10 protein-coding genes are annotated in these 12,731 nt (G+C 39.6%); 7 read left to right on the top strand and 3 right to left on the bottom strand.

Annotated elements, in window-relative coordinates; genetic code table 11:
- Positions 1–30 precede the first annotated feature (30 nt).
- The 3 genes from HT99x_RS04635 (at position 31) to HT99x_RS04645 (ending at position 4,984) form a co-directional block, all read left to right on the top strand.
- Positions 31–324, top strand: a complete 294-nt coding sequence (locus HT99x_RS04635) for a hypothetical protein (RefSeq protein ID WP_075066813.1) — start codon at positions 31–33, stop codon at positions 322–324.
- Positions 325–706: 382 nt separating this feature from the next.
- Positions 707–2,635 (top strand): SEL1-like repeat protein, encoded by a 1,929-nt coding sequence (locus tag HT99x_RS04640; RefSeq protein WP_075066812.1) that lies wholly within the window; start codon positions 707–709, stop codon positions 2,633–2,635.
- A gap of 84 nt (positions 2,636–2,719) precedes the next feature.
- Positions 2,720–4,984, top strand: a complete 2,265-nt coding sequence (locus tag HT99x_RS04645; protein ID WP_075066811.1) for an ankyrin repeat domain-containing protein — start codon at positions 2,720–2,722, stop codon at positions 4,982–4,984.
- A 66-nt stretch (positions 4,985–5,050) separates the two neighbouring features.
- On the opposite strand, the gene gatB is transcribed toward HT99x_RS04645, so the two are convergent.
- From gatB to gatC, 3 genes are read right to left on the bottom strand one after another with little or no spacing between them, the layout of a single operon-like run.
- Positions 5,051–6,484, bottom strand: coding sequence for an Asp-tRNA(Asn)/Glu-tRNA(Gln) amidotransferase subunit GatB (gene gatB, locus HT99x_RS04650; protein ID WP_075066810.1), 1,434 nt, complete (start codon positions 6,482–6,484; stop codon positions 5,051–5,053).
- 15 nt (positions 6,485–6,499) lie between these two features.
- Positions 6,500–7,954 carry an Asp-tRNA(Asn)/Glu-tRNA(Gln) amidotransferase subunit GatA gene (gatA, locus tag HT99x_RS04655; RefSeq protein WP_075066809.1) on the bottom strand — a complete coding sequence of 485 codons (1,455 nt, stop codon included), beginning with the start codon at positions 7,952–7,954 and terminating at the stop codon, positions 6,500–6,502.
- Positions 7,955–7,984: 30 nt separating this feature from the next.
- On the bottom strand, positions 7,985–8,281 hold the full coding sequence (gene gatC, locus HT99x_RS04660; protein ID WP_075066808.1) for an Asp-tRNA(Asn)/Glu-tRNA(Gln) amidotransferase subunit GatC: 297 nt from the start codon (positions 8,279–8,281) through the stop codon (positions 7,985–7,987).
- Positions 8,282–8,441: 160 nt separating this feature from the next.
- Here gatC and HT99x_RS04665 point away from each other — a divergent pair, with 160 nt between their 5' ends.
- From HT99x_RS04665 to rng, 4 genes are all read left to right on the top strand, one after another.
- Entirely contained in the window at positions 8,442–9,488 is a 1,047-nt protein-coding gene (locus HT99x_RS04665; protein WP_075066807.1) for a rod shape-determining protein MreB, read from the top strand.
- A gap of 40 nt (positions 9,489–9,528) precedes the next feature.
- Positions 9,529–10,605: a rod shape-determining protein MreC gene (mreC, locus tag HT99x_RS04670; protein ID WP_075066806.1), complete on the top strand. Its 1,077-nt coding sequence runs from the start codon at positions 9,529–9,531 to the stop codon at positions 10,603–10,605.
- Positions 10,606–11,112: a rod shape-determining protein MreD gene (gene mreD, locus HT99x_RS04675; protein ID WP_075066805.1), complete on the top strand. Its 507-nt coding sequence runs from the start codon at positions 10,606–10,608 to the stop codon at positions 11,110–11,112. It abuts the gene before it with no gap.
- Between the two features lie 116 nt (positions 11,113–11,228).
- The gene (gene rng / locus HT99x_RS04680) at positions 11,229–12,707 is read left to right on the top strand and encodes a ribonuclease G (protein WP_075066889.1); all 1,479 of its coding nucleotides are present in this window, start codon (positions 11,229–11,231) and stop codon (positions 12,705–12,707) included.
- Positions 12,708–12,731: the final 24 nt, after the last annotated feature.

The following is a 12,731-nucleotide window of genomic DNA, read 5'->3' on the forward strand; positions in this document are numbered from 1 at the left end:
TTTTTTCCATTTAATATAGAAGTATCAAACATGAGAGAATTAACCCGTTTTGAAAGCGAATTCGTTGCAGGTGGCAGTGATGTCTGTGAGCGGGATATTTGTAATCGTGATGGACTTTGTGAATTAACCATGTTTACAAGCCTATTGGTTGCTCCTCTTATTGGTGCTCACCTTGGTATGAGTATGGTAGCAGGCATGGGAATAAATTATACCCTCGGTGGTTTAGCGTTGGGAACGTATGCTGGCATTGTGACGGCTCCTATCGCTGCGTTATTTGGTTTAAAAGTAGCGTATGCTGTAATCGATACCGTACCGACGAATTAATCGCCTTAATTTTCATTGAAAGGACATCCAAATTTTTAAAAAAGATTTTTGAGTGTTCTGCAGCTTCTATTTAATTTCCCTCTCTTATATTTCATTATTATGGTAGCATCATTGTCTAATAGTAATATCAATATAAATTCAGCGAATAATGCTGCATTTTTTACATTAAATTCAGGTAGTCTAGTTAATGCGACTACTTCTATTGCCGGTGTGCGTGTAAACTTATAAAATTGACTGAATTATACAGCGCAAGTAAAAACTAACCATCCCTTACATGATGCCGTTTATCTGGTAATAAATACCGTATACCAACTTATCATGGTTTATATTAATTTCATTTCTTACTATCTGGTGATAGTTGTTTAGCTTGAGATGAAAAGTGATGCCTAGTCAAAAACGTAATAAAGTGATTTCCCAATATTTGGCAACAATTTTAGATGAGTATTCTCAAAAAGTATTTGATTCCGAAGAAAATACCTTATCCCATTTTTATTTGACTATCAGTGGAATGATGTTTGAAAAAGAAGGATTTCTGGCGCAGGCTTTTTTATGTTACCAATCAAGTACTCATCCCTTTTCACGCTATAGCTGTGGCTATTTTTATGAACATGGCATTGGTGGAGCGAAGAAAAAGCTTGAAAAAGCTCATAGCTGTTATGCTGAGGTTAAAGAGCAGATTAAAGAAGCGAATACAGAAGAGGGTGAAATAAATGATGAAGACTCACCCCCTGAAGCGAAAACATCATCTGATGAACAATTTGAGCTTCCCACAATAGAAAGAGCGGCACAAATCGATGCCATCATTCAAAATGCCATTCGTTCACATTCACAGAAAATACATAATAATGATTTTCATCAATTATTAATAGGGTTGCTGTACGAGAAATTAGGATATCCTATTCAAGCTTTTCTTTTGTATAAAAAAGTGGATAAATTAACGCAAGCCTCATATGCCATGGGTTATTTTTATGAAAAAGGTTTGGGCGTTCCTTGCAACATTGAAAAGGCGAAAAAATATTATCAAAAAGCAAATGCATTAAATTTGCCAAAAGCGGAATCAGCACATACAACTTCTGATCTGCAGGTGCATGAGGTTCTTACAACCGATACGGATAAAAGTAAAGAGATTTTACCTAATGCTCAGATATCAGAGATAACTAAGAGCTTAGCGGTTGAACCCGCTATTTCCGAGGTGGTTACCCCTATCGTTCCCGAACGAGACAAGTCTCCCAAAACATTGTTATTTTCGGCTAATCAGTTAGTACCTAAGGCAACGGCTAAAGATGAATTAAAAACACTTGGAGAGAGATTTCATTCTTTACGCTCAAAAGAGGGGATCACCCAAGCTGAATTGTTACCTTCTTATTTAGGTATGATGAGAATTTTAGAAACTAGAGCTAAAGCTATTGATGAAAAATTAGATTCACCTAAAGAAAATTTGATACGATCTTGCTGTGAGATGATTAAGCTTGATAAAAAATTTCCCTTGCAGCAATTTGCAGGTGATATTGCGATAGACGATAAAATTCAATTGCAATTTTATAAATTTAAAGCACATTATTATTTGTCTAAGCACGCATTAGAAAATGACCATCGCGAAGCGCATCGCAAGCAAGCGATCATGGAAGCAAAACATTATTGTGAATTAACTGCTGGATATTCGACTGCCGCATCGCAAAATATTAAAAACTATTATGCTCAAAATGTATTTTATAATGCAATAAAAGAGTTGGTTAAAAATCGTTATTTTTCGCAAACAATGGTGAGTTTGATTGCCTTAGGCTTGGCAAGAATTCATCGCAATGGCGGCGGAACATTCTTTCAGGTGTTTGCAAAGGAACGATTTTGTTCTATTCAAAGCTATAAACTTGCATTAGATTTAATGCAATCGGCTTTAACTGTGGCAAAAGATCGTAGACCTAGGGATACCACCATTAGAGAAATTAACTTTATGAAGACGACTTTTGCCAAAGAGGTGAAAACAATACAAGAGAATAATCCAGATATTGTGAATACTTCAAGAGAGCCAATTAAGCTTTCACCAAAAGAAAGTGAAGAAAAATTATTTGCTCTATTGGATAATTATTTTATAACCATAGAAGCGCTATTTTCCAAGGATCTGTTTGAAGCCATCCCTCATATAATGCGTAACGTACATGAATATCTCAATAAAGAACAATATCTAGAGCAATCGATTTACGTGCTGACTGATGCAGCTCGTGATATTGACCAAGTTATGCATACCCAAGTTCAATCCTCACAAGGCGCTGATGAAACCAAAAGAACAAAAAGCCAAGGGGTTAGGGCTTAAATAGGTGTATCTGCCCTATTCTCGAACTTTTTATGCTTATTTTTGTTCTAATAAGATAAAAAATAGGCAAGGTAAAGTAGGGCGATGGTAACTGAAGTAGATATCGAGCAATTAAAAGAGATATTACCTGAGGATTTGTTTACCAAGATCTTTCCAGGTGGCAATTTAAATGTAGTGGATCCTACAGGAAAGACTGCTGTGCATTATCTTGCGTTCAAGGGCGAACAGCATTTATTAGAGAAAATAGTTGCAGAGGGAGCAGATGTCAATAAAGCTGCCAATAATGGTAACACGCCTCTTCATTATGCCTGCCAAACAGGTGCAATATCGTTAATACAATATTTGCTAAAAAATATGAATAATCCTTCAGCCACTAATAGTGAAGGTCAAACGGCATTACAAGTTGCGCTTGAATATGATGCCACTATTTCTGCAATTATATTACTGAAACACCCAGAATTTAAGGAACATCTTGAAGATAAAGATATCTATGGACGTAGTGCTCTGGATATTATTGCAGAATATCAGCTAGAAGATTTATTTCCGTCGCTTAACGTTGATTTTGCAGAAAGACCCAATTATGGCAAGCCATTAGTTGACGTTTCGCAAAGTGTTATTAATGAAAAATTACGAAATTATCTTAGCTTGCATGGAAGAATGAGTGATGAATTAATTGATGATAATGGGGCTTGTAATGGGTGGTCATTTTTGTATCAACTTTATGAAGATACGGGTCAAGAAGAAATTTTTTATCAATTGCTTGAATTTATTGAAAGTTGGGATGGTGAAATTGAATCTTTGCAAAAAATGGAGATCCCCGCGCCTTTAAAAGAGAAATATCGCAATGCTCAAGAAATATTTGAGCAAACTATTAATGATCTGATTGTGTTTCATCACGATTCCATTGCAGTCAATGAATTGGATTTGGGGTATAAACAAAAATGGCGCCAAAAACAATATGAATTAGTGAAAGGTAAAAATGATACCCGCCAATTAAATAGCTTACTGTATTTTCCTATGCATTATCTCAATCAAAAACAACTGATTGAGATGTTTCACTATTTTTCACAAAAACCAGGTTCCTTTGTTGATTTAGGTGGTGCTGGTCATAGCGTTAGCGTCACGGTGATGCCCAATGAGAAATTTAAGTATTTTGATTCAAATGCCAGAGGAAAAATACAGGTTTTTAATTCTGCAGAAGAATTGGTAAAAACAATTGTTAATTTAAAATTTCGTGAACTTAATATGATACAGCCTGATGGCACATTTGAAGTGAGAATGGGGGTTTATCAATTTAGTGACAAAATAACATTAGATGAGAAAAGCGGGTTCACACCACCTCCCTTGCATAATAGTGCAATGCTTTTTTCTCCATTACATTATGCTGTGCTAAACAAAGATCAAAAACAACTAAATATAAACCTCATAGAGAATAGAAAAGGGATTAATCAGAACGATGCGATGGGATTTAGTGCATTAACCTGGGCTGGATGTTTAAATGATGTTGAAAGCATTAGATATTTGGTAGAAAGTGGGGCCGATATCAATCATGCTGATAATTTTGGAGAAACGCCGCTTATTCAAGCGATAAGATGTAATCATATAGAAGCTGTCAAAAAATTGATTGCTTTAGGTGCAGATATTAATCAAAAAGATAATATAGGCCAAACGCCATTGAATCATGCTGCAAAAAATGGTTGTTTTGAAATTGTTGGTCTTCTTAGTAATTTAGAGGGCATTAAGTTAGATGAGCCCGACAACGTTGGGCAAACGCCTTTAATGAACGCCGTAGAAAAAGGTTATCATCGTGTTGTCAAAAAATTAATTAAAAAAGATATTAACCTTGAAGCAGAAGATAATAATAAAAAGACGGTTTTTGAACATATTGATAAAGCATCAGTAAAAAGAATGGCACCATTGTTAGTAAAAGCCGTTCCTAATAGTAAACGAACAGCGCTATTTTTTAATGCTGTTAACAACGGAGATGTCGATTTAATCAATACGTTAATAAAAAACGGAGTTTCCGTTGATATAAAAGATGGTGATGGTCTCACGCCATTAATGTATGCAGCTTTTTATGGGAATATTGAAATGACAAAAGCATTATTAGCTCATACCCAAGAGATTAATGCTTTTGTAGAAGTAGATGGCACCACGGCGTTAATAGCAGCCGCCAGTGCGGGAAAATTGGAAGTGGTTAAATTATTGTTAAAAGCGGGTGCTGATATTTCTCTAGTCAATAAACAGGGTAAAACTGCGCAAGAGATTGCACAAGATGAAGGCCATGATGAAATTGTGACATTATTACGAAGTTCGAAAAGACCTGATCATAATATTATTCCATTTTAAATAATACAACTATATAAGAGAAGGATGTGGCTCAGTTACAAGACACATCCTTGGTTTTTATTCTTATTAAGATAATTTCTTTTTCAACAATTCATTCACTTGCGCAGGATTTGCTTTGCCTTGGCTTAACTTCATGACTTGGCCAACAAAGAAACCAAACACACGTTCATTACCCTGGCGATATTGTTCAACTTGTCCTGCATTGTTTGCCATGACTTCGTCGATAATTTTTTCAATTGCGCCGGTATCAGAAACTTGCTTTAATCCTTTCTTTTCGATGATGCTATCAGCCGTTCCCTCTTTATTCCACATTGCTTCAAATACCGTTTTGGCGATTTTGCCAGAAATTGTATTATCGAGAATGCGCATTAAGAGTTGCCCTAAATCAGTTGCAGTAACGGGGCTGTTAATGATGTCAATGTCTGCTTTATTTAAAGCAGCAGATAAATCACCCATAACCCAGTTAGCAGCAAGTTTTGGATCTTTTTTGCCAATGCTGTCAACAACTGATTCGAAGTAGCTTGCTAACGCCTTATCGGCAGTCAAAACGCCAGCATCATATTCGCTGAGTTTATAATCTTTAATAAAGCGTTCACGTTTTTCTTGCGGTAATTCGGGTAATTCGCTTTTGACCTTGGCAATAAATTGATCATCTAATTCCACTGGCAATAAATCGGGATCAGGAAAATAGCGATAATCATTTGCTTCTTCTTTATCGCGCATAACGCGGCTTTGTTGTTTGACAGGATCAAATAACAAGGTTTGCTGATGAATTTTGCCGCCACTTTCTAGAACGCTAATTTGTCGTTCAATCTCGCAGTTAATTGCTTGTTCAACGTAACGGAAAGAATTGATATTTTTCGTTTCCGTGCGTGTGCCAAATTCAGTTGATCCTTTAGGACGGATAGAAACGTTAGCATCACAACGGAATGATCCTTCCTGCATGTTGCCATCACAAATATCTAAATGCACAACCAGTGCATGCAACAACTTAAGGTAGGCAACGGCTTCTTCTGCGGAGCGTAAATCAGGTTCTGATACAATTTCTAATAAAGGGGTGCCAGCTCGGTTTAGATCGATACCAGAAAGGCCTTGGAATTCTTCGTGTAAAGACTTACCCGCATCTTCTTCTAAGTGCGCTCTGGTAATACCGATACGTTTGGTTTGCCCATTGATTTGAATATCGAGATGCCCTTGATGGACTATCGGTAATTCATATTGACTAATTTGATAACCCTTGGGTAAATCGGGGTAAAAATAATTTTTCCTCGCAAATACTGAGCGTTTGGCAACTTGGCTGTTGGTTGCTAAACCAAAGCGTACTGCCATTTTCACTGCATCTTGGTTAAGCACAGGGAGTACACCTGGCATGCCTAAATCAATTGCGCAGGCCTGGGTATTGGGAGCTGCACCAAATGCGGTGGATGCACCCGAGAATATTTTCGATTTTGTTTTGAGTTGGGCATGGACTTCAAGTCCAATAACGACTTCCCATTGCATGATTCATAATCCTCTTTAAGCAAATTGTTTGGGTGCGCTTTGGTGCCAATCTGTTTCTTGTTGATAAAGATGCGCTGCATTCAACAGGGTGCTTTCATCAAATTGTTTACCCATTAATTGAATACCAACAGGTAAATTATTAACGAATCCACAAGGAATACTTAACCCTGGTAATCCTGCTAAGTTGGTTGCAATCGTATAAATATCAGAAAGATACATACTGACCGGATCAGCCATTTTTTCGCCAATTTTAAAAGCGGGTGTAGGTGATGTAGGCCCAAGTAGAAAATCAGCTTCTGCAAAAGCACGTTTAAAATCATTGCTAATGAGTTTACGGACTTTTTGTGCTTTTAAATAATAAGCATCGTAATACCCTGAGGAAAGGGCATAGGTACCAACCATAATACGTCGTTTTACTTCATCGCCAAAAGCTTCGCCTCTTGAACGTTTATAGAGATCTTCAAGATCGCGAGGATTTTTACAACGATAGCCATAACGGACCCCATCAAAACGGGATAAGTTAGAAGAGCATTCGGCAGAAGCAACGACGTAATACACAGCAATGGCAAGGGGGCTTGTGGGTAATGAAACGGGTACTATTTTTGCACCGAGTTTTTCAAATACTTTAATCGCATCCTGCACACGAGCTTCAACGTCTTTATCAAGGCCTTGCTCAAAATATTCCTTGGGCAAACCAATTTTTTTGCCTTGGAGGGATTCATTTAATAGTGCCGTGTAATCAGGGACTGGCACATTCACACAGGTTGAATCACGCTCATCAAAACCTGCCATGGAGTTGAGTAATAAAGCCAGATCTTCAGCCGTTTGTGCAAAAGGTCCGCCTTGATCGAGGCTTGATGCAAAGGCAATCATGCCATAGCGTGAAACACGACCATAAGTGGGCTTTAAACCACTGATGCCACATAAAGCAGCAGGTTGGCGAATCGAACCACCGGTATCGGTGCCAGTTGAGCCTGGGGTTAAACGAGCTGCAACCGCTGCAGCAGATCCACCAGAAGAACCGCCGGGAACCGTTTCAAGATCCCAAGGATTACGCACAGGGCCATAAAAACTATTTTCGTTGGAAGAGCCCATTGCAAACTCATCCATATTGGTTTTGCCAAGCATGACAAGACCTGAGGTCGACATTTTGCTCACGACGGTCGCATCGTAGGGCGCAATAAAATTATCGAGCATTTTTGAACCACAGCTAGTTTTGATCCCTTGGGTACAAAAGATATCCTTTTGCGCAATGGGGATCCCTGTTAAACGGCCAGCGTTGCCTGCCGCGCGAGCGGCATCTGCTGCTTTAGCCTGCGCTAAAGCGGTTTCCTCGGTCACCGTGATAAAGCTATTTAAGGTTTTATCAAATTCGGCAATTCGTTTTAAAAAGTGTTGAGTTAATTCAACACTGGAAAACGACTTTTTTGAAAGTTCTTCACTTAACTTTGCTATGCTGAGATTATGCATACTACCTACCTGTGGTTTTAAGGCTCGTGTTTATTCCGCATCAATGACTTTGGGTACCAAATACAATCCCGCTTCGGTTTCAGGAGCGATGGCAAGAAAGCGTTCGCGTTCGTTTGTTTCGGTCACGACATCTTGTCGCATGCGCTGTGTTAATTCTTCGAGAGGGTGGGCCATGGGCACAATATCATCTGTTTGTGCCTCATTAATGTGAGCAACTAAATCCAATATTTTTGAAATATTGCTAGCATAAAATGGAATTTGCTCTTCAGCCAAGGTAAGACGGGCTAAGTGAGCAATTTTTTCGACTTCGTCTCTTTCTAAAGGCATAATGACTCCCTTATTCTGATTTGAATATTAAGTCAAACTACTAATAATATTAATTAGGTAAGGCCGCCAATGTACCATAAATCAAAATGGGAACGTATTGCCTTGCCCAAAATGATAGACGTTGTTATAACTAATGTAGTGGCTGCTAGGAACATAACCGATGCTTAAATCAATTCGTGGCATTTTCTCAAGTGATATCTCTATCGATCTCGGCACAGCAAACACCCTCATCTATGTGCGAGGCCAAGGGATTGTTTTAAACGAACCTTCCGTGGTGGCAATCCGCCAAGAACGCGGGCCAAATGCGCAGAAGCAGGTGGCGGCGGTTGGTATAGAAGCGAAACGCATGTTAGGGCGTACCCCTGAAAATATGACGGCCGTTCGTCCTTTGAAAGAAGGCGTCATTGCTGATTTTCATATGACTGAAGTGATGTTACAGCACTTTATTCACAAAATTCTGCCATCCCGTTTATTAAGACCTAGTCCAAGAGTGTTAGTTTGCGTTCCTTGCGGTTCTACCCAAGTTGAAAGACGCGCTATTCGCGAATCTGCGTTAGGAGCGGGTGCTCGAGAAGTTTATTTAATTGAAGAACCCATGGCAGCTGCTTTAGGTGCGGGATTGCCTGTGCATGAAGCAAGTGGTTCTATGGTGGTTGATATTGGTGGTGGCACAACCGAAGTGGCTATCATTTCTCTCAACGGTATTGTGTATTCAGCGTCAGTACGTATTGGTGGTGATCGTTTTGATGAAGCGATTATTAACTATGTTCGCCGTAATTATGGTTGTTTAATAGGTGAAACAACCGCTGAACGTATTAAACAAGAAATTGGTACCGCTTATCCTGCGAATGAAGTATTAGAAATTGAAGTGCGTGGTCGTAATGTTGCAGAAGGGGTGCCAAGAGGCTTCACCTTAAATAGCAACGAGATTTTAGAAGCGCTCCAAGAACCTTTATCTGCTGTTGTTAGTGCCGTTAGAGTTGCTTTAGAACAAGCCCCACCCGAACTTTCAGGGGATATTGCTGAACGTGGTTTGGTATTAACCGGTGGCGGTGCTTTGTTGAAGCATCTTGATCGTTTACTCATGGAAGAAATTGGCTTGCCTGTTGCCGTTGCTGAAGACCCATTAACCTGCGTTGCGCGTGGTGGTGGTAAAGCACTGGAAATGCAAGAAGATAAACGAGTCGGTTTGTTAACTACTGAATAATTCTCAGGGAGAGAACGTTATTCAACTCACATTCAAACAAGTGCGTCCGAGCGGGTGGTACATTGTAGCGCCCCTTGTTGCCTCTATCAGTATGCTGGTTGCAGCAAATCGCTGGGAAAACTGTTTATCTAGTACAGAACAATTTTTAGTGCGCACGGTTTCACCAATCCACTATACGGTTGATATGCCTGTTCACGCCTTTGAGCATCTGCGCCTATTTTTCGGCGAACGAATTAAACTGCTTGCTGAAAATGGCAATTTGCAACAAGAACAGATTCACCTACAAGCACAAGTGCAAAAACTTCAAGCATTAGAAGCGGAAAATCAAGAATTGCGCAAATTGCTGCAAACGGTCGGTAAAGAAAAAGATTCTTTCTCTGAAGCCAGATTAATTCACGTTGATGCCGATCCCTTCAGCCAGCAAATTGTACTGAATAAAGGTAAACAAGATGCCATTGAAGTGGGACAACCTGTTATTGATTCAGAAGGTTTAGTCGGCGTTGTTTTAACGTTAACCGATAAAACATCACGCGTTTTATTGTTAACGGATAAAGGCTTTGGTGTGCCGGTACAATCGGTGCGAAGTGGTGAACGTGCTATCGCAACCGGTAGCGGTATGGGTTCAGAATTACGCTTAAATTATGTTCCGCGAACAGCAGATTTTATGGAAGGCGATCAGTTAGTAACCTCGGGATTGGGTGGAAAATTTCCTGCCGGCTTTCCTGTTGGTGTTATTACCTCTATCCAACATGATCCCAGTACACGTTTTACCTTAATTGGCGTTCGTCCAAGCGCAAAATTAGGGCAGTTACGACATGTTTTATTTGTAAAACGAGATTATGTTCCTTCAGATGACTCAACGGTTGCGGTTGCTTTAAAAACGCCAACTACGCCTTTGCAATCCGTTGCTGCAGTTGAAATGTTACCAAAAACATCGACGTTACCTACGCCTTTATCAATCTCGAAAACCAAGTCAGAACTTGCCAAAGCTGATGTTCCAAAGACACAAGCAATCGCATTGGCGCCCACAACACCGGTGAAAGAAGTTGTTAAGCCAACAGCTGCTTTTGATCCTGAACAAGAACCCGGTCCTGAATACGATACTGAGGAAGAATAGATGGGACGTGTTATCAAGTGGTGGTTGTTTTTCATTGTTGGGTTTTACCTATGTGGTGTTTTGACATCGTTGCCATTGATCCAAGCGGCAGAATGGTATCGACCATTATGGGTGTTGATGTTTGTCATTTTCTGCCAATTAAGTCAGCCTCAATTATTTAATCCTATTGTCGCTTGGTGTATGGGCTTATTGCTGGACGCTTTGCAAGGAACACAATTAGGACAACAAGCGTTGATTATGGCCTCAGTTAGCTATATAACAATGATTTTGCGTCCCAAATTTCTGATGCGACCCTTTTGGCAGCAAATTGGAAAAGTGTTTTGGCTGGTTTGCTTAGGACAAATCCTCAATCTTTGGTTCCATGCCTTGGATGGGCAAAACCCACAAACGTTATTGTATTGGATGGGCTCAGTAACAAGTTGTCTGATATGGCCAGTATTTTTCTTTTTTTCTCAGTTACTCACTCGTTTTTTAAGTGTGCCCGCTTATTCAATGCGTCGGCTCTAATACACGATATATTGCTTTTTAACCTGATCGCTTGAGAGCGATTTTGAAATATTTCCCCTAAATATTTTTTACTCCCGTATAATGATGTGAAAACACCGCTTAGGGAGGCTATGCCCGTGTCTGAAGAAATTCTCATCAATGTAAGTCCTCGTGAAACACGAGTTGCCATCGTTGAGAATGGGGTATTACAAGAAATATTGGTTGAGCGAACTAACAGACGTGGTTTAGTCGGTAATATTTATATGGGCACTGTTGCTCGTGTACTACCAGGAATGCAAGCGGCTTTTGTTGAAATGGGCTTAGAGCGTGCTGCGTTCTTACACATTTCAGATATGGTTTCAGAAAATGAAGAATATCTACAGCCTGTTGGCTCGAATGAAACATCACACGAATCCATTACAGAACTTTTACGAGAAGGGCAAACCATCGCAGTTCAAGTCATTAAAGATCCGATTGGAACCAAAGGCGCACGCTTAACAACTCGAATTTCACTTCCTTCGCGCTATTTAGTTTTTATGCCTGAAATGAACCATATTGGTGTGTCACAGCGTATTGAAGACGAACAAGAACGAGAACGACTGAAAGAATGTATTGAACAGATTCTGCCTGAAAACACCGAAGGCGGTATTATTGTGCGCACGGCAGCTGAAGGTGCTTTAGAACCTGAACTGAAATCTAATCAGATTTATCTCGCCAAATTATGGGAATCTATTCAGCGTAAAATGAAAGATGCACCAAGTGGCACCATCATTCATGAAGATTTACCCTTATTTTTAAGAGCACTACGAGATTACATTACAACGCAAACCGAAAGAGTGCGCATTGACGATTTAAATTGCTTTGAGCGTGCTAAATCATTCATTGATGATTTTGTACCCACCATGACGGGTAAAGTAGAATTTTATACCGGCGAGCGACCCTTATTTGATTTATATGGTATCGAAGAAGAAATCCAGAAATCACTGCATCGCAAAGTACAATTAAAATCAGGTGGCCATTTGATTATTGATCAAACAGAAGCCATGACAACAATTGATGTGAATACTGGTGCTTTTGTCGGCAGCCGTAATCTAGAAGAAACGATATTTAAGACCAATTTGGAAGCAGCAACCGCTATTGCTAGACAATTACGGGTTCGCAACTTAGGCGGAATCATTATTATTGATTTCATTGATATGACGGATGAAGAACATAAGCGTCAAGTTTTGCGTGCGCTTGAAAAAGCACTAGCGCGGGATCACACCAAAAACAATATTAGTGCGGTATCTAGTCTTGGTTTAGTTGAAATGACGCGTAAGAGAACACGTGAAAGTTTAGAGCATGTGTTATGTGAAACCTGTTCAGTTTGTGCAGGTAGAGGTACGATCAAAACGACAGAAACCGTTTGTAATGAAATTTTTCGTGAAGTATTACGCGCAGCAAGAGCTTATGATGCAAAAAGCTATTTAGTGCTCGCCTCACAGGAAGTGGTCGATAGAATGTTAGATGAAGAGTCTGCGAGTGTTGCGCAGTTAGAATTAGAAATTGGTAAATCAATCACCTTTCAAGTTGAAAGTCTCTATACTCAGGAACTATTCGACGTGGTGTTAATGTGAGAGTTACTCGAAGCCTTTTGCGCG

Origin of the sequence: Candidatus Berkiella aquae (genome assembly GCF_001431295.2) — a bacterium.
Classification (GTDB): domain Bacteria; phylum Pseudomonadota; class Gammaproteobacteria; order Berkiellales; family Berkiellaceae; genus Berkiella; species Berkiella aquae.

Excerpts from the sequence above, each read along its gene's own strand:
- gatC (WP_075066808.1), bottom strand. The coding sequence starts at position 8,281 with ATGCCTTTAGAAAGAGACGAAGTCGAAAAAATTGCTCACTTAGCCCGT.
- gatA (WP_075066809.1), bottom strand. The coding sequence starts at position 7,954 with ATGCATAATCTCAGCATAGCAAAGTTAAGTGAAGAACTTTCAAAAAAG.
- HT99x_RS04665 (WP_075066807.1), top strand. The coding sequence starts at position 8,442 with ATGCTTAAATCAATTCGTGGCATTTTCTCAAGTGATATCTCTATCGAT.
- HT99x_RS04635 (WP_075066813.1), top strand. The coding sequence starts at position 31 with ATGAGAGAATTAACCCGTTTTGAAAGCGAATTCGTTGCAGGTGGCAGT.
- HT99x_RS04645 (WP_075066811.1), top strand. The coding sequence starts at position 2,720 with ATGGTAACTGAAGTAGATATCGAGCAATTAAAAGAGATATTACCTGAG.
- gatB (WP_075066810.1), bottom strand. The coding sequence starts at position 6,484 with ATGCAATGGGAAGTCGTTATTGGACTTGAAGTCCATGCCCAACTCAAA.
- mreD (WP_075066805.1), top strand. The coding sequence starts at position 10,606 with ATGGGACGTGTTATCAAGTGGTGGTTGTTTTTCATTGTTGGGTTTTAC.
- HT99x_RS04640 (WP_075066812.1), top strand. The coding sequence starts at position 707 with ATGCCTAGTCAAAAACGTAATAAAGTGATTTCCCAATATTTGGCAACA.